The sequence below is a fragment of the Natronincola peptidivorans genome, from assembly GCF_900111615.1.
GTDB classification, from domain to species: Bacteria; Bacillota; Clostridia; order Peptostreptococcales; family Natronincolaceae; genus Natronincola_A; species Natronincola_A peptidivorans.
In genome coordinates this window covers 182,805-200,836 of the sequence record NZ_FOHU01000002.1, presented here as the reverse complement: position 1 = coordinate 200,836, position 18,032 = coordinate 182,805, and the positions used below count along the sequence as shown (strand labels likewise).

Here is an 18,032-nt window from a genome sequence, read left to right as displayed (position 1 = left end):
CCTTAACGTATATAAAATACGTAGGGTTGCTGGGTTTTTAAAGCAACAAAAAAGATAGAATTTTTTCAATAGCTTGAGCCTATAGATTTATTGTTAACCATGGACACTTTCACCAAGATATGCTTTTTTTACTTCATCATTGGTTAATAATTCTTTTCCACTGCCCTGCAGTGTAATTTTTCCAGTCTCCATAACATAGGCTTTGTCTGCTATCTTTAAGGATAGGTTGGCATTTTGCTCAATCAGTAGGATCGTAACACCCTGCTTATAGATTTCTTCAATAATCTTAAAGATTTCCTTTGTAATCAATGGAGCTAAGCCCAAGGATGGTTCATCCATCATCAAAAGCTTTGGTCTTGACATCAAGGCTCTTCCAACCGCCAGCATTTGCTGTTCTCCTCCTGAAAGGGTTCCTGCCTGCTGCCAGGTCCTTTCCTGAAGACGTGGAAATAACGAATAGACCCATTCTAAATCTTCTTTTATGGCTTTTTTATCATTTCTATAAAAAGCACCTATTTTTAAGTTCTCCACTACCGTTAGGTTTCCGAAAACCCTTCTACCCTCTGGTACCAAAGTAATCCCTTTTTTCACAATATCCTTTGTATCTACCTTGGATAAATCCTCTCCATGATAGGTTATGGTTCCGCCTTCAGGCTTTACCAACCCAACAATAGAACGTAGTGTGGTACTTTTTCCTGCTCCGTTGGCACCAATTAGGGCAACGATTTTTCCCTCTTCTACTTCAAGGCTTATCCCCTTTAATGCTTGGATACCACCATAGGCTACCTTTAAATTATCTATTTTAAGCATCTTCTGTCACCCCCAGATAAGCTTCAATTACTCTTTGATTGTTCTGAATCTCATAGGGGTTCCCCTGAGCAATATTGATACCATAATCTAAAACATAAATTCTATCGGATATATCCATAACTACCTGCATATGATGCTCTATCAAAAATACTGTTAGATCAAAATCATCTCTAATCTGTCTAATAAAGCCTGTTAAATCGTGGGTTTCTTTTGGGTTCATCCCAGCCGCCGGTTCATCCAATAATAATAACTTTGGCTCTGTAGCCAAGGCTCTGGCTATTTCCAGCTTTCTTTGGAGACCATAGGGAAGACTATGAGCCTTTTCATCCTTTAAATCCAGTAGTCCTACCTTCTCCAACAGCATATAGCATTTTTCTAATATCTCTTTTTCTTCTTTTTTATACCTTCTTTCGCCAATCACTTTATCTAGAAAGTTTGGCTGCAGCTTTCCCAGCACCGCTTGAAAGAAGTTAGACTTTAAATGAAGATGGTTTGCTATAAATACATTATCTAACACACTTAGCTCTTTAAACAAACGAATATTTTGAAAGGTTCTTGCCATTCCCCTTTTTGTGATCTCATGGGGCTTTAACCCTGTAATTTCTTTTTCTTCAAAGTATATACTACCCTCTGTTGGTCGATATACACCAGTAATCATGTTGAAGGCGGTTGTTTTCCCAGCGCCATTGGGTCCTATAAGGGCAACAATTTCCCCCTGGTTAATTTCTAGATTTAGTTCCTTTACAGCTGTAAGTCCGCCAAACCGCATGGTCATATGATCTGTCTTTAATACTGTCATTATTGTCCTACCCCCTTCTTACTAAAGGGTCTTCTTTTAAAGAGATTGAAGAGTTTATCCCAACTGAATTCATTGGTACCCATTAGTCCATTTCTAAAGAAAATAACTACAATCATCAATAATGCTGAAAACACAACCATTCTTAAACCAGGAATTCCTTCTATCTGAACAAAACCAAGGTTAATGGATTCATCTAAAACCCTTAAATATTCCAGGCCAGAGGTAACAACAAAGGCAGACAGCACTGTTCCTGTGATGCTTCCCATTCCTCCCATAACTATAATCAATAATACATTAAAGGTAAGGATAAATCGGAACATCATTGGGTTAATAGCACCCAATAGATTGCCTAATAGTCCTCCCCCAATGCCGGCAAAGAAAGCACCTATCACAAAGGCCATGACTTTATGCTTAAATAAGTTAACCCCCATGCTTTCTGCAGCTACTTCATCCTCTCTTATAGCCTTAAAGGCCTTTCCATAGCTGCTGTTAATTAAGGCAATCATCACCAATAAGGTAAAGAGCATGGTGCCGTAGCTCCACCAGAGATTGGTGTTATTTGGAATAGATTTTAATCCTAAGGCCCCGTTTGTAATGGTTTGGGTATTGGTAAATATAATTCTAATGATCTCTGAAAAGCCTAATGTAGCAATAGCTAGATAGTCTCCTCTAAGTCTCAATGTAGGAGCACCGATTAAAAAAGCTATGAAGGCAGACAGCAGCCCCCCCAATAGTAATGCAATAAAAAACGGTAAAGTAATCTTGTCCAGTGGAGACATCATGGGTTCCAAGAAGAAGGTTCGCATCTTAGCTGACTCTGACATAGTAAGCAGAGCAGTGGTATAGGCACCTACTGCCATAAACCCAGCATGTCCTAAGGAAAACAATCCTGTAAAGCCATTGATTAAGTTCATGCTTAGTCCTAGTACAACATAGATTGCACATAGGTTTAAGATTCTATTTTGATATGGATTAAAATTGTTATTGGCATATAAAACAAATAAGAACAACACAACAATGGATATGATGGTTAAAATTATATCTCTTCTCTTCATAGTCTACACCTTCTCCGATATTTTTTCGCCCATGATGCCTGTAGGTTTAAACAGTAGTATTACGATTAACAAAACAAAGGCAAAAGCATCACGATAGCCTGTAAGATCAGGTAAAAATGCTATAATCATAATTTCTCCTATACCTAGAATAAAACCGCCTATTACTGCTCCTGTAATATTGCCAATACCGCCTATAACAGCAGCAATAAAGCATTTTAATCCCGGCATAAGTCCCATCACTGGTTGAATCTGAGGGAATCTTGACCCCCACATAATACCGCCAATAGCAGCTAATATAGAACCTATTCCAAAGGTAATGGTAATGGTTCTGTTGACATCCACACCCATCAATCTAGCTGTCTCATGGTCCTTTGATACAGCTCGCATTGCCATTCCTGTCTTAGTTTTATTGACTAAATGCAATAATCCAAATAAGAGTACAATTGTTACTACAGGAATAATCAATGTCAATCTTTGTAATGTAACGGTTCCAATTTTTATAACATCCGTTAAAAGGCTGATGTTAGGAAAAGCCTTTGGCCTGCCTCCAAAAATAACGATTCCAAGATTTTGCATAAAAAAGGAAGCCCCTATGGCAGATACCATAACAGTAATCCTAGGGGAATCTCTCAGTGGCCTGTAGGCAGCTCTTTCCACCAGCATCCCCAATGCAGCTGTAAAAATAATCGCCATAACAAAGGAGACATACCAAGGCATACTAAACATAGTTACCCCATAAAATGCAAAATACAGGGACATCATAAAGATTTCCCCATGGGCAAAATTAATTAATCTTAGTATTCCATAAACCATGGTGTAACCAATTGCAATAAGTGCATATAAACTGCCCAAGGAAATACCATTTGTTAGGTATTGTAAAAACAGTTCAAAACTCATATGTCCACCACCTAATTAGAATTTACATTGCTCATTACTTATTTTTTCCATGTCGCCAATTACATAATTACGCTTCCCTCCTAATGAGAGGGAAGCGTAAATTTTTAAATTATCTTTCTAAAAAGGCTGAATGGTATCTAGGTAAACAAACTCACCATTCTCAACAACCTTGATAACGGCACTCTTGACTGGGTCACCATTTTCATCTAGGTTGATGGCTCCGGCAGCCCCTTCAAAGCCTTGTGTTTTTGCAATTTCGTCTCTGATTTTATTAGAGTCTACTTCTCCAGCTCTTTCGATAGCATCTCTGATTAAGATATATGCATCGTAACCAAGAGCTGTAACAGCAGCTGGCTCCTTACCATATTGCTCTCTATAAGCAGTTAAGAATGTTTCAGATTCCTTTGTGATAGCTACGTCAGATGTAAAGAAGGTTGAGAATACTGCTCCTTCTACTGCATCGCCACCGATTTCAATAAACTCAGGTGTTTCCCAAGTATCTCCACCGATAAATGGAATATCGATTCCTAAGTTCCTTGCTTGCTGGATTACTAATGCTGACTCAGTAAAGTTTCCAGGTGCAAAAATAACATCAGGATTTTTTCCACTTACATTTAGTAATTGAGATGAGAAATCTTGATCTCCTGTGTTGTAGTCAGAGATTTCAACTATTGCGTTATCATCTCCGGTTAGCTCAATAAATGCTTGCTCAAAGAATCTTGCTAAACCAACAGCATAGTCATTAGAAACCTCTCTAATGATACCTGCAGTTCTTGCTCCAAGACCATTGTAAGCATAGTTTGCCATAACAGTTCCTTGGAATGGATCTAGGAAGCATACTCTGAAATAGTAATCATTATCCAATGTTACCATTGGGTTTGTAGCAGATGCAGCAACTGTTGGTATTTGGTTGTCTCTAACCAAGTCTCCTGCTGCCATGGAGAAAGTACTTCCCCAGCTACCGATAATGGCTACAACATTATCCCTTTCTATAAGTCTAGCTACAGCACTTGCTGCTTCCACAGCATCAGATCTGTTGTCAACAACAACAAGCTCAATTTTCTTTCCTAATACCTCTGGATATAATTCATTTGCTAAACGTGAACCTTCTACCTCTAATGCTCCCCCTGCGGCATTTGCCCCAGTAAGAGGTTGAAACACACCAATTCTTATTACATCTTCATCTACTGGTGCTACTTCTTCCTCATCCTCAGCAGGTGCTGGTGCCTCTGCTGGACTACTGCATCCTGTCAATCCTAGTGATAACACTAAAAGCATTATCATTAAAATAGATAGCCACTTCTTCACATAAATTCCCCCTTTTAGTTTTTGTGTCAGATGTTAAATAATTTAAGCATCTTTTTATATGAACTCTCCAGCCAAGGCTGGTGAACTCAGTCAACACTATTGTGGTTTACGAGACCTTGTACCAATTTATGTGGCAAAAGCTGTTTTTCAACGACGAACAAATGTCTATGTAAAAGTAATAATACTTATTATAATACAAAAAATGTATTTTTACAAAACTTTTTTTATATAAAAACATTTCAAAAGAATTTCCAGCAACTTTTAAGTGATTGTTTTCTCTTCTTTCTGGTATAATTATAGTATATAATAGAGCTATGTATATACGTATAATAGTTACTTATAACAGTATAGAAGGGAGTAATAAGGATGAAATTTATCTTGACAGATAAAGTGAAAAACTATTTAGAAAAAAAATCCATCCACAGCTTAACAATAGATATGCTGGAATTAAAAAATTGTTGAATTGCCCCTAGTCTCCCGACGGTTTCGGCGGGAAAGCCCAGTAAAAATCCTGAAAGCTTTTTACTGTATGAGGTAGATGAAATAAAGCTTTATGTTAATAGAAAGATTCCTTTTAAAAAGGAAGTAATCCCGATAAAACTGCGAAGGGTTTTCTTTATCCCGGAGCTCTATGTAGAGGCTGTAGATCTTATGCATTAACAAAACTACATTTAACAAAAATCCATGCAGATACCTGATGATTCTGCATGGATTTTTCTTTTGGGTCAAGCTTGACAAGCTAACATTTTATAGTCTTAGTATTTAAACACTGCCCCTGTGCTGGCTGAGGTGACCAGCTTACTGTATCTATATAGATAGGTTCCCTCTTCTGCCTTTGTAGGTGGCTGTTTCCAATTCTTTAGACGATTTTCTATTTCCTCATCACTTAGATTTACCTTCATACTTCTATTGGGTATATCGATTTCTATGATATCCCCCTCCTGAAGAATAGCCATAGGTCCACCCTCTGATGCCTCAGGAGAAACATGCCCTATACAAGGTCCTCTTGTACCGCCTGAGAAGCGTCCATCTGTAATCAATGCAACAGATTTTTCTAAGCCTCGCCCTGCAATAGCAGCGGTAGGGCTAAGCATTTCTCTCATCCCTGGACCACCCTTTGGCCCTTCATAACGAATGATGACCACATCTCCAGCTACGATTTTTTTATTGATGATGGCTGTATAGGCTTCTTCCTCTGAATCAAACACCCTTGCAGGACCTTTGTGAACCATCATTTCAGGACTGACACCCGACTGCTTCACCACAGCTCCATCAGGAGCAAGGTTGCCTCTAAGGATAGCGATACCGCCTTCTTTGCTATAGGGCTCCTCCATAGGTCTTATCACCTCAGGATCCCAAACCTGTGCTTTGACTACATTTTCCCCTATGGTTTTGGTTGTAACCGTGATCTCATCTGTATAGATTAAACCAGCCTTTGCCAGTTGATTCATCACTGCGGAGATACCTCCAGCCTCATGTAAATCTGTTATACTATCCTCACCAGCTGGGCTGAGCTTGGCTACATTGGCAACTCTTCTACTAATTTTATCAAATTCTTCTAAATCTAAAGGCACCTTTGCTTCATTGGCAATAGCCATTAAATGTAATACAGTATTAGAAGAACCACCTATGGCCATATCCACAGCAATAGCATTTCTAAAGGCTCCTAGGGTTAAAATGTCTCTAGGTCGAATATTTTCGTTTACTAAATCCATCACTTTCATTCCTGCCCTCTTTGCCAGTTGCTTTCTTTGTCCATAGGGGGCTGGTATGGTTCCGTTGCCTGGGAGACCGATTCCTAGAGCCTCGGCAAGACAGTTCATCGTATTGGCAGTAAACATTCCTGCACAGCTGCCACAGGTAGGACAGGATTCCGTTTCTATTTCCTGTAGCTCCTCTGTAGTGATTTTCCCTTCTGCATAGGCCCCTACCCCTTCAAAGGCCCCAGTAACTAAATCAACTTTTCTACCTTTATGCTTACCTGACAGCATAGGTCCACCACTTACATACACAGCAGGGATGTTCAATCTGGCAGCCGCCATCATCATACCTGGCACGATTTTATCGCAGTTACCTATTAGTACCAGACCATCAAACTTGTGGGCTATCGTCATGGCTTCAATAGAATCAGCAATCAGCTCTCTAGTTGAAAGAGGATACTTCATTCCGCTATGGTTCATGGCAATACCATCACATATGCCGATCACCGGGAATTCAATAGGTGTACCTCCAGCGGCGCTAACCCCTAGCTTTACTGCTTGGGCAATTTCATTTAGATGAAAATGTCCTGGAATAATCTCATTATGTGCGTTCACTACCCCGATTAATGGTTTATTTAAATCCTCTGGCAGATACCCCATGGCATAAAATAAAGAACGATGGGGTGCTCTATCTACACCTTGATAGGTTTTATTCTTTGTTGTCATTTTTATTACCTCCTCTATAATAGCTTTTATTCACTTTAACAAAAAAAAAGACTCAAGACTATTGATTATCTCAATAAATTGTTTGAATCTTTTGTTATATTTCATTGTGAATTTCTTGTGGTATTTTGATTATTTTGTCATTAAACGTCTTCTGTAGCCGGTAGGGGTTATCCCTGTATACTTTTGAAATACTATGCTGAAATAGCTTACATCCTCGTATCCCACCGTATAGGAGATTTGGTATATGCTTAGATTTGGGTTTTTCATTAACTCCTTAGCCTTCTCTATTCTTACTTGATTCAAATAATTAGAAAAATTGACCTCTGTTTTTTTCTTGAAAAATTTTGAAAAATAAGTAGGGCTCAAACCTACGTATTCTGATACATCCTGCAAATGAATTTTATTTTGGTAATTGGCCTCTACATACTCCTTCGCCTTCACAATAAGATCATCCTCAACGGTTTCTTTTTTCACCTCAGGAGGCTCCTGTTGCTGCTTTAAAGCCAATAATCGTTTTAGTAAACCTTTTAAATCCTCTGGATTTATAGGCTTTAAGATATAATCCAGTGCACCTAGTCTTAATGCTTTTTGTGCATATTCAAATTTATCATAGGCAGATAGAAAAACAACGATTGCCTCAGGCAGTGACTTTTTAATCATCTCCATAGCCTCTAGACCATTTACCTGCGGCATTTTAATATCCATAAATATAGCATCCGGTTGAACTTTTTCAGCCATTGCTATCGCTTCCTCCCCATTGGAGGCTTCAAATACCAAGACGGGGAAGCCCTCCTCCTGTATCACATATTTAGTATATTCCTTCATCATTCTCTCATCGTCTACAATCAATAGCTTCATCCTACCAATCCCTTTCTTCTCTAACTATTGGCAGCTTTATGGTTACTGTTGTCCCTTTTCCCTGCTGACTTTTTATATCAAACTGATAATCATCTCCATAATAGTAGGCAAAGCGTTCTTTTAAATTCACTAAACCTATACCAGTCCCTTCTTTGGTGTCGGTTTTCTTTTCAAAGAGCTTCTCCATCACTTCCTCTTTAATGCCGCAGCCGTTATCCGTTACTGTAATAGCAATATAATCCTGCTGTTTTTCTCCTCTAATCTCAATGGTAACTTCCTCACCAGTGATTTCTAATCCATGAACGATGGTATTTTCCACTAGCATTTGCAGGGTCATAAAGGGAACTTCTATCTCCATCAGTTCATCTGGTATTTGAATTTCTTCTTTGATAAGGTGCTGGAATCGCTTTTTTTGTATCAATAAATAATCTTTGATATACTGAATTTCTTCCCTGACCTTAACCAATTCCTCTGAACGCTTTAGGGTGGTCCGCAGAAGACTGGATAAGGCAAAGGTGGTCTCTGCCGCCTCCTTTGCCCCCTGCATATAGGCTAGTTCTCCAATAACACTGAGGGTATTGAAAAGAAAGTGAGGACTTAGCTGAGCCTGTAATGCCTCCATTTTCACCTCGTTTAAAGCTTTTTCCAGCTGTATTTTTTTCTTGTTTTCTTCTAATACCTGTATGGTCTTTTGATGCAGTTCTTTTTGAGCAAGATTCTTGATACCGGTTTCTACAATGAAATGGCTCATGGTCTTTAATGACTCTATGATTGCATACAATCTACCCTTTGTTAGCTTTCTAAGGCTTAAATAGGATTCCAGCAGCTGATGGTTACCATCCCTTTCCATTTCTTTTTTTAATGCCTCTATCACCTCTTGTGACGGTTCGTTTAAAAGTACCGGTCCGCAGATGATATTACCGATACAGGTATCCCCGACAAAAATAGGAGTGTATACCATTGCTAAATCTAAACAACAGTTCAGCACCTTTGTTTCACTGCCTCCATAGAAGGTTTTTTTCTTATTTAAATGACAGCTGCTTTCGTATTTACAGCGAAGCTGACAAAATGCCAAAGGATTACTGGGCTCCGTAATAATCTCTCCCTTTTCATCCTTGATGACAATAGACATTTGTGAGGCCTCAGAAAATTTATCCTGTACCCGTTGAAGCATAGGTACATCAATGATGTTTTTTAGATTGTCCACTGCATACCTGGTAGAAAACTCTACAGGAGGTAGTATCTCTTCATAATCCATACTATTGGCATGATAAACAATAATCATCTCTAGCGGTTCATCCCCTAAGTTTTTTACAGCGTGCTCCGCATAGGGAGGTATATGATATACCTTCCCATAGGTGATAGGATACTCCTCACCATCAACCCAGTGGACGCCTTTACCTGACAAAGCATATAGGATCTGTTCATCCCCTGTATGCAGATGCTTTGTTTGCTCTCTATTGGGCAGTAGGGTTGTATGTCCCACCATCAATGTGCCTTTCCCAATCTCTGGCTCATGTAACCATTTTATTGTACCCCATTCAAAATACTGTTTTACTGGTCGCACAGCATTATAAGAATTAAGATTTTTTTCCTTCATAGGTATTCCCTCTATTCTATAGCATAGGTCAAAAAATTTGGCAGTAAAGTATATTTCTTTACATAAACAGCAATATTTTTATATCTATTATATCATTTTTCGTCTCTTTTCTCACTGTTTATCATTTTCTTTTCCTTCTTCTTTATACTCGTTCTCTATGATTATACAGGCATAAAACAAGGACCCTAGAGATCTTCCTCTAAAGTCCTTATCTTCTTCTCCTTCGGCCAAAGCCTGAAGTTGTCGATTTGTTTGTCCCATAGCTTTTTTGTTCCTTTATCTCCAGCTCTTCCTTCATACAGCTTCCACATATATAGCCCTTTTCAATCACTACCCCGCATTTTTCACAGTGATTTAACATACTTTTTGTTTCTAGTAGAGATAGTCTACCTTCTTTTAAATACTTTAATATCAGTGTTTCACTGATACCAGTCGCTGTAGCTACATCCATAATGGTTGCCCCTTGATGGGCATAAATATAATCCCGTACTTTTTTATAAGGATCTCCCTGCTGCAGGGCGCATTTGCTGCAAAGTATTTCTCCGTCTCCCTCATCCTTTATTAGTCTTCCACACCTTGGGCAATTCATTAGTTTCATCAGCAACACCCCACAGTTTTCTGTCTTATATATTAATTATACCTTATTTCTCTATTAATAGGCTATAGGGTTTTAGTACCTTTTTGTCCTCAGTATCATTAAGCTATGGCTTCTTGAGGCTCTTTCTTCTTGGTAATAAATCTATGATAAAGGAAGCCAATCATGGTAGCTATTGGTAAGCCCAGTACTAGGAGGATTTTTCTAGCCAAAGGCATATAATCCCAAAAGCCTTCCTTCAGTACCTCTAACACATCCTGTAAATCCTCTCTAGGCAGCTGTATCTTGGTTCCTTCTTCTGTTCTTAATAAGAAGGCATTTTCACTTCGCTCTATAGCGGTTTCAGTTTTATCCTCATAATCTATCCAAAAATGACTTAGGGAAAAGCTTTGTTTGTAAGGTATTCCCTTTGCCTCAAATACAGAAGCCAATACTACAAAACGGCTTTTGCAGTCTCCAGTTCCCTTTGCTATCGCTTCCTCTGCTGTAGGAAAATAAAAAGGCATGCCATAGGTTTGCCAGTCATACTGATAGGGTATTTCTTCTAAAACAAATTTTTCTATTTCCTTGGGATCAGAAGGTGCTCTCGCTGCCAGATCCTCTACTGCTGCGGTATTGGTGGCGGGATGAATCACTCGGTATATACTAGCGCCTAAACGATAAGGATTTGGATATAAAACAAAAAGTGTCCATACAGAAAAAAATAAAAGCATCACCAATAGGACCCTTTTTTTCATAGCCTTCTTCCCCCTTTCTCTTTTATGATATGCATAAAAACAGCATTCCTTAACTTATTCTATGAAGGAATGCTGAATTTGTCAATGGTAGACATACTCTAATGCTGATAAAAATTTCCATTAGCTATATCTTCAAAACTATAGCCCTTTCTTTTTAATAGCAATAAGATACTATTATAGTCTTTTTGCACTGCCATATCCATCACCATATTGGTCTCCCTAAAGTTTAAAGGGATTTTGTGGAGATGTTTTTGAATTCCTTTAATCTGATCTTCAATGGATATTACGTTGTTTTCGTTGTTGTCATGTAAATTCATTCTATCCTCTCCTATTGAATACATATTGATGTCAACTACATCTATATTTTAGTTGTATCCAGATAGCTTTTTTCTACTCGAATATTTCTAAAAATCTCTTGCCATTATATGTATTGATTTTCAAATCATTCAATTACCTACATAAGTTATGGTTTTAAGATTACTATAATTTTACCCTGTTAGCTAAGACATAAGCATACACTATAGAATTTATTTTTAAAAAAAGACCTTTTCATCTGGTCTTAAGATTTTAGATCTTCCTTACTGTGGATTCGGGAGAAAAGAGCAGTATTTCTTTGTTATAGCTCCAACCCGTAAAGTTAGAAAGGCATTATATGTATGCTGATTTAAGTATCCACATGAAAGGTATGCTGACATTGAGGGCATTTAGCCTTTAAAACTCCTCTTCCTGTGGGGATTTTCATCTTTTGATTGCATTTCTCACATATGATTATGGTATCTTTAATCCAATGCCTTTTTAGTATCTTATCATAGGAGCCATTATCCTGCCATTGATAAAACTCTGCTGCCCTCATGATGGTCCACGGATGTGTACGATTCAGTGTACTGATAAGCTTTACCAGTTTGTCCAGCTTATCATAATCATATGCTTCGAATTCCTTTGCCTGTCTTTTAAATGCTTCAATGTTAATCTGATTATAATACTTCAGCGGCAATCCAGCTATTTTCATAGAGGCAGTAGTTGCCGCATCTATATTTTGACAGGTTAGTAGTCCTGCTCTATCTGCTGTAAACTCTGACATTCTTTGCCAGTTCAATAAAGCTAGCTCTATACCCGTAATAATTAATTTTCCTATTCCCAGGGTGGCATATCCAACCATGCTTCCGAGATATGGAATAAAGTATCCCATCTGATGATATAGCACATGATTACTCTTGATATGTCCCAATTCATGTCCAATGAGAAACATTAGCTCCTCTTCTGTCAATAAGTCCAAGCATCCTGTATTTAATACAATGATTGGATCTTCAATCCCCGCCACAAAGGCATTTACACTATAATCATATTGAATATACAGTTTGGGGATATAATTCATCTCCAGTATTTCACAAGCATTGTGAAGGGCCTTATTTACCTCCGGAAAACTTTCTTCTGTCACCCTTATATTGCTGCCTGTAAATTGCATTTTATATACCTTTTCCATCCAATATTTATAGAAGGCTTTCACAAAGGTATCAAAGCCTTTTGTTTTCTTTAGATTCTCTAGCGCTTTTCGATCAAAGGAATGCTCATATTCCTGGGAGTTTAATCTTTGTAGTATTCTTCTGTTCATCCCTTAACCCCATTTCACATTTTTATATATGATTCAGTAGTATCCTTAAGCCCATCATACCTATCAATCCTGTGCTAAATCTCCTTTCATTGGTACTCTCTATCTCTTTAAAATACTGTAAATATCCATCCAGAGCTATCGGAAGCAGTAACAGCATTCCCCAACCATAATGAATCATTATTGATGGTTGAACCACTTTTGATAAGCTATGTAACCCAATATACCCTATCAATACCCCAAAGCATCGCCAGCATAAGGGAAAACAAAAGCTTCCTATATGGGGGGCTGTGTTTGCCCTAAGATTACAAAGAGGTGCCTTTCCTATAAATATCAGTCGATTCATTGATTTTCTCCTGCTGAGGCCATAGCTTCCTTAGCTAATTTTCCTCTCTTTTTTTATTTCTTCATAGGCTTGCCTAATTTCCTTGAACTTATTTGCAGCATATTCAATCATATCCTCCGGCAAATCCTTGGAAACATGCTTGTCTGGATGATATTGCTGAACTAAACGCTTATAAGCTGACTTTATTTCATCGTTTGTTGAATTGGCAGTACAACCCAATACATGGTAATATCTATCCTCTGCAGTGTCTGTATTGTCGTATTCATTACCATTATCATTGGAGGAATTTCCCTCCCCTTGAAGAAAATCTTCATACCGCATATTGATAGTAGTATTGAAGGTTTCTATGGCTGCATGGATAAAATTCTCCTGACTCATATGAATACCACCGTCTACCCTAGCAATGGTAAATAGAGAATCTACAATGAAAAGGAGTACCTGTGGCGTCTCTCTATAGAAATAATTTAACTGATGGATAATTTCAAGGTATCCCAATACCGAGTTTTTATGCTCATTAAAGGCTTCCCTAAATTCTTTTCTTTGAGGGTCGCTTAACTCTAAATCATTTCTTACAATCCTATCAACTACATCTATTTCTTGTCTACTCACAACATCATCTGCCTTTGCTAGCTTGGCGAATAATTGAGCGATTAGAATTACGCCTTCATTACAAGCTTCATCTGATAATAAAACACGACCATCTGACCTATAATGAAAGCTATTATCGCAATAGGGACAATTCCAAAAACCAGGTGTATCAATGTTTACATCCTTTCTACAATAGGGGCATTTCAAATTAATTTTGTTATCATTTCCTCCAAAAAACTTCGATATAAAATAACAAATAGCTATAAATCCAAGAACTTCCATATGCATCCTCCTCTAGTCCGTCAATATTTAATATCCACGATATATTTTCTCTCTCCATACAACTTTTTCCTCTAATAAATAAAAAAAATGTCGAAAAAAATCCACCCACAGGGACAAGGGACGGTTCTGCGTCCCTGTCCTGCTGTAGGTGGATGATTTTTAAATGCAGTAAGCTTGTAAAGGTGATTTTTGCCTTTTGTTATTTCTGTTCTAAATTTTTTACCAGTTGATAGAGGGCTCTTACCGCTACTCCTGTAGCACCCTTTGGTAGGTATCCTTTTGTCTTGTCATTCATAGAGGTTCCTGCTATATCCATATGAATCCATGGCTTTTCATCAACAAACTCCCCTAAGAAAAGCCCTGCCGTTATGGTTCCTGCATTCCTTCCTGCTACATTTTTCAAGTCTGCAATGTCACTTTTAATAAGCTCCCTATACTCTGGGAAGGACGGTAGCTGCCAAACCTTCTCTCCTATCTCTTCTGATGCTTCCTTAAGCTTTTTCACCCATTCATCATTGTTGGTGATGAGAGCTGTCGTAGTGGTTCCTAGGGCCACTAGACAAGCGCCTGTTAAGGTGGCAACATCCACCAGCTTGGTAACGCCCTCTTTTATGGCATAGCTGATACAATCCGCCAATACCAATCTTCCTTCTGCATCGGTATTTAATATCTCAACTGTTTTTCCCTTCATAGAGGTAAGGATATCTCCTGGCTTATAGGCTCTACCAGAAGGCATATTTTCACATACTCCTACAACAGCAAGAACATTTACCTTTGGCTTTAGGGCTCCAATGGCCTCCATAGCTCCCAGCACAGTGGCGGCTCCCCCCATATCTCCCTTCATCATATCCATACCTTCAGAAGGCTTTAAAGAAATTCCGCCAGAATCAAAGGTTAATCCCTTCCCAACCAGACCTATCACTTCTTGATCCTGAGGATTCCCATTGTATCTTATTTCAATCAGCTTAGGGGGCATGTCGCTACCCTTTGCTACCCCAAGAAAACAACCCATTCCTAAATCTTCCATTTCTCCCTCTTCTAAAACTTTAATTTCTAGTCCATGTCTTTGGGCAATTCTTCGGGCCCTTGCCTCCATTTCATTGGGGGTCAAGGTATTGCTAGGTTCATTCACCATGTCCCTAGCGGCGATGGTAGCTGTAGCTAGAGCTTCTCCTTTCCTGATACCCTCCTCTATTTCTTCTAATGTTCTTTTATCCTCTTGCCATATTATTAACTCTGTAATCTCTTTCTCCATTTCTTCACTGCTGCTTTTATACTTATTAAATTTATACAGTCCCAGCAAAGCTCCCTCGCTGATGGCTTGCCCTTGATCTTCAAAAGAGGTACCTTCTGACTGTAGAGCAGCTATAGCTGCCTTTGTACAATGAAGCTTTTCAATCTCTCTTATACCGGCACCTACTGCCCTTCGGAGGGTATCTACTTTAAACTCTTGCTCTTTACCTAGCCCCAATAGAAAAACTTTTTTTATGCCGTGGCCTCCAAAGCTCCTGATGGCATAAACCTCCCCTTCCTTGCCCTTAAATTCTTTGGTTTCCATTACTTCTTTTATGGTGCCATAAACATATTCTCCTAATCTTCGAACATAGGAGGAAATAGTATCAACATCCTGATACATACCTATTATCAACCCATCTACTTCTATATCCTTAATATTTCCTGCAGTTGCTCTTATCTTCATCATAAATTTCTTTCCCTTCTTTTTGTGATTTTTTATGTAAAGCAATCTCCACTTCACAATATGCTGTCTTCTATCATTTTACCACAACAAAAGCTATTTTAAACATCTCACAGGGACAAGGGACGGTTCTTTGTCCCTTATTTGGATTTTATTGTAATATATGCTAAAATATAAATAATACAATCCTACATGAAGGATGTGATTTTTAATGGCTAGGCCTACTAGAACCCTAAGTCCTACAAGAATATATCATGTAATGATTCGAGGAATCGAAAAGAAAAATATTTTTCTTGATGACGAAGACCACAGAAAATTTTTGGACATTTTACAAAAACAAAAAGACCAGAAAACCTTCAAACTTCTGGCTTATTGTTTGATGCCCAATCATGCTCATTTAATACTGGATGAAAACAATAGCTCTATTTCAAAGATTATGCAATCCATCAATGTCAGCTACGCCATCTATTTTAATAAAAAATATAATAGAGTTGGTCATTTATTTCAGGATCGTTTTAAAAGTGAAGTCATTGATGATGAAAGCTATCTGTTGACTGCTATTCGATATGTCCATAATAATCCTATTCAAGCTAAGCTGGTGAGTGAGTTGCACCAGTATTTTTGGAGCAGCTATCAAGATTATTTGACCCATGGAGAAAAAGGTGGGCTAGTAGATACAGACTTTGTTTTGGACATTATTTCCCCCAATGGTGAAAAATTATTGGAAAATTTCTTAACCTTCTCAACCCTTCCAGATAAGGGAGAATTCATCTATATTGGTAAAGAAGAAACAATAAATAAATCCATACGCTCAAAGGAAGAAGCCCTGCACTTTGCTAACAAGCTATTAGCAAGGCAAAATATGTCCTTCGATGATATCTACCAGCAACGGAGCAATCTGAAAGGCTCTATTAAGCATGCATTAATCTTACAGTTGAAGGATCAATCCAACCTAAGCTATCGAGAGCTGGGTGAGCTGATGGGACTAAGTAAATCTACCATCCATAGATTAATTGATTAAAGACACACCAAAGGGACAGGTCTCTCCCCTGTCCCTTTTTGTCCCTTTAAAGCTTTTCTGTTATCATATAGATTAGCTTGCATAGCTCTCCTCTAGTGATATGCTCCTTTGGTCCAAAGGGTTGCTGGTGATCCACTGTTAATACACCTTTCCCAATGAAGTAGGCTACACTGTTTAAAGCTGATAAGCTTATTTCATCAAAATCTATATAGGCTATCGGTACCATCAAATCTTCATCATAGATGACTTCCCTTTTAAAGCCTTCAAATAGTATGGTCATGGCTTCTTCCCTTGTAACAAAACCCTTAGGCTCTAAGTTGCCCTCTTCATTTAGAGATAATATCTCCTGCTGATAAGCAGCCGCCACAGCATCCTTGGCCCATGAAGACACCTCCTGCCAGTCTTCTCCAACAGTCATCTCCTCAGTTGTCTCCAACTCTAATATATCCCTCAAAATCACAGCCATTTGCTCCTTGGTAATGTAGCCATCAGGATTGAAGCGATCTCCTCCAACTCCGCTCACTACCCCCATCTCATATAGTTCTGCTATGTATTCCTGTTTCGGATGATCTACTAGGTCTTTAAAAACCCTTGCAATTGCATGATTTAAGTCACCAAAATGATGAGTCTCAGGGGTGGGTATCCAAAGATCGCTGCTTGGCAATCCACTACTGGGGAGATAGCTGGCATCAATAGAAGTGATGGGTTGGTTGTATTTATCCCTTATTAATTGAAATATCCCTTCCTGATAGGCTTTTTCTCCAGCTACATTAGGGTTATTTCTGGCTAACCAGCTATTGTAGCCCCAAAGGGCAAAGTACCAATGTTCTAAAACATTTGGATCCATATCCCCTATTGTGGGATAAACACTGCCGGTGGCATGCCATCTACCTAATAAAACATCTGCCCCTGCTTCTATATTGTAACGTATATCATATCGAACCCTTTCCCAATCTAGATGTCTATGTACTTGATTAATCTGCATAATCCCCGTGTTTCTTCCAGAAACCAGAGGATTGCCGCTGCTGTTAAACTGCCTGTACCCACTTTCCTTCCAGGCGATGGCTTTCAAAATCACAGAAGGAATGCCTTTTTCTCTGGCTACCTCCTCAATAATCTTCTCTACTTCTTCATGGCTTAAGGCCCCTGATCCAAAGCTATATACCAGCTGCGTACTTATGGCTAAGGTTAAGATCAATAGGAAAGTAATTACTCTTTTTCTCTTTCTCACCTTGAGTACCTCCTAAATATTTTACCGCTATGGTATTTTTTTGATTCATGAAAAACATTTAACTCTATCTTATTACATTTTTCCTCTTATGAAAATACCTACAGCAGAATTTTTTCAATTTTTAGTGAATACTACTGCTTTATTTTTTCCCTTGATATCTTTCATTTTTTCCGT

Annotated in this window: 17 protein-coding genes; 1 reads left to right on the top strand and 16 read right to left on the bottom strand. The window is 38.4% G+C overall.

Going from position 1 to position 18,032, the window contains the following annotated elements; translation table 11 throughout:
- Window positions 1–93: 93 nt before the first annotated feature.
- From BMX10_RS03660 to BMX10_RS03590, 15 genes are all read right to left on the bottom strand, one after another.
- On the bottom strand, window positions 94–810 hold the full coding sequence (locus tag BMX10_RS03660) for an ABC transporter ATP-binding protein (RefSeq protein WP_090439507.1): 717 nt from the start codon (window positions 808–810) through the stop codon (window positions 94–96).
- Window positions 803–1,609 carry an ABC transporter ATP-binding protein gene (locus tag BMX10_RS03655; protein WP_090439504.1) on the bottom strand — a complete coding sequence of 269 codons (807 nt, stop codon included), beginning with the start codon at window positions 1,607–1,609 and terminating at the stop codon, window positions 803–805. Before BMX10_RS03655 ends, BMX10_RS03660 begins: the two co-directional genes overlap by 8 nt.
- Window positions 1,609–2,664, bottom strand: a complete 1,056-nt coding sequence (locus tag BMX10_RS03650; RefSeq protein ID WP_090439501.1) for a branched-chain amino acid ABC transporter permease — start codon at window positions 2,662–2,664, stop codon at window positions 1,609–1,611. The genes BMX10_RS03655 and BMX10_RS03650 overlap by 1 nt, the downstream gene beginning before the upstream one ends.
- A 3-nt stretch (window positions 2,665–2,667) precedes the next feature.
- Window positions 2,668–3,561, bottom strand: coding sequence for a branched-chain amino acid ABC transporter permease (locus BMX10_RS03645; protein WP_090439498.1), 894 nt, complete (start codon window positions 3,559–3,561; stop codon window positions 2,668–2,670).
- 117 nt (window positions 3,562–3,678) lie between these two features.
- Complete coding sequence (locus tag BMX10_RS03640; protein ID WP_090439495.1) at window positions 3,679–4,869, bottom strand: ABC transporter substrate-binding protein; 1,191 nt, start codon at window positions 4,867–4,869, stop codon at window positions 3,679–3,681.
- Between the two features lie 755 nt (window positions 4,870–5,624).
- The gene (ilvD, locus tag BMX10_RS03635; protein ID WP_090439493.1) at window positions 5,625–7,295 is read right to left on the bottom strand and encodes a dihydroxy-acid dehydratase; all 1,671 of its coding nucleotides are present in this window, start codon (window positions 7,293–7,295) and stop codon (window positions 5,625–5,627) included.
- A 129-nt stretch (window positions 7,296–7,424) separates the two neighbouring features.
- Window positions 7,425–8,153 (bottom strand): response regulator transcription factor, encoded by a 729-nt coding sequence (locus BMX10_RS03630; protein ID WP_090439490.1) that lies wholly within the window; start codon window positions 8,151–8,153, stop codon window positions 7,425–7,427.
- A gap of 1 nt (window position 8,154) precedes the next feature.
- Complete coding sequence (locus BMX10_RS03625; RefSeq protein WP_090439487.1) at window positions 8,155–9,753, bottom strand: PocR ligand-binding domain-containing protein; 1,599 nt, start codon at window positions 9,751–9,753, stop codon at window positions 8,155–8,157.
- 208 nt (window positions 9,754–9,961) lie between these two features.
- Window positions 9,962–10,351, bottom strand: a complete 390-nt coding sequence (locus tag BMX10_RS03620; protein ID WP_090439485.1) for a hypothetical protein — start codon at window positions 10,349–10,351, stop codon at window positions 9,962–9,964.
- A gap of 98 nt (window positions 10,352–10,449) precedes the next feature.
- On the bottom strand, window positions 10,450–11,085 hold the full coding sequence (locus BMX10_RS03615) for a hypothetical protein (protein WP_090439482.1): 636 nt from the start codon (window positions 11,083–11,085) through the stop codon (window positions 10,450–10,452).
- A gap of 98 nt (window positions 11,086–11,183) precedes the next feature.
- Complete coding sequence (locus BMX10_RS03610; RefSeq protein ID WP_090439480.1) at window positions 11,184–11,402, bottom strand: hypothetical protein; 219 nt, start codon at window positions 11,400–11,402, stop codon at window positions 11,184–11,186.
- Window positions 11,403–11,749: 347 nt separating this feature from the next.
- A complete protein-coding gene (locus BMX10_RS03605; RefSeq protein WP_090439477.1) occupies window positions 11,750–12,697 on the bottom strand; it encodes a M48 family metalloprotease in 948 nt (315 codons plus the stop codon).
- Between the two features lie 22 nt (window positions 12,698–12,719).
- Window positions 12,720–13,040: a DUF2085 domain-containing protein gene (locus tag BMX10_RS03600; protein ID WP_090439474.1), complete on the bottom strand. Its 321-nt coding sequence runs from the start codon at window positions 13,038–13,040 to the stop codon at window positions 12,720–12,722.
- 30 nt (window positions 13,041–13,070) lie between these two features.
- Entirely contained in the window at window positions 13,071–13,910 is an 840-nt protein-coding gene (locus tag BMX10_RS03595) for a TerB family tellurite resistance protein (protein ID WP_170834666.1), read from the bottom strand.
- A gap of 199 nt (window positions 13,911–14,109) precedes the next feature.
- Window positions 14,110–15,612: a leucyl aminopeptidase gene (locus BMX10_RS03590; RefSeq protein WP_244272626.1), complete on the bottom strand. Its 1,503-nt coding sequence runs from the start codon at window positions 15,610–15,612 to the stop codon at window positions 14,110–14,112.
- A 205-nt stretch (window positions 15,613–15,817) separates the two neighbouring features.
- Here BMX10_RS03590 and BMX10_RS03585 point away from each other — a divergent pair, with 205 nt between their 5' ends.
- Window positions 15,818–16,627, top strand: coding sequence for an REP-associated tyrosine transposase (locus BMX10_RS03585; RefSeq protein WP_090439468.1), 810 nt, complete (start codon window positions 15,818–15,820; stop codon window positions 16,625–16,627).
- A gap of 46 nt (window positions 16,628–16,673) precedes the next feature.
- On the opposite strand, the gene BMX10_RS03580 is transcribed toward BMX10_RS03585, so the two are convergent.
- Window positions 16,674–17,858, bottom strand: a complete 1,185-nt coding sequence (locus tag BMX10_RS03580; RefSeq protein ID WP_090439465.1) for an S-layer homology domain-containing protein — start codon at window positions 17,856–17,858, stop codon at window positions 16,674–16,676.
- Window positions 17,859–18,032: the final 174 nt, after the last annotated feature.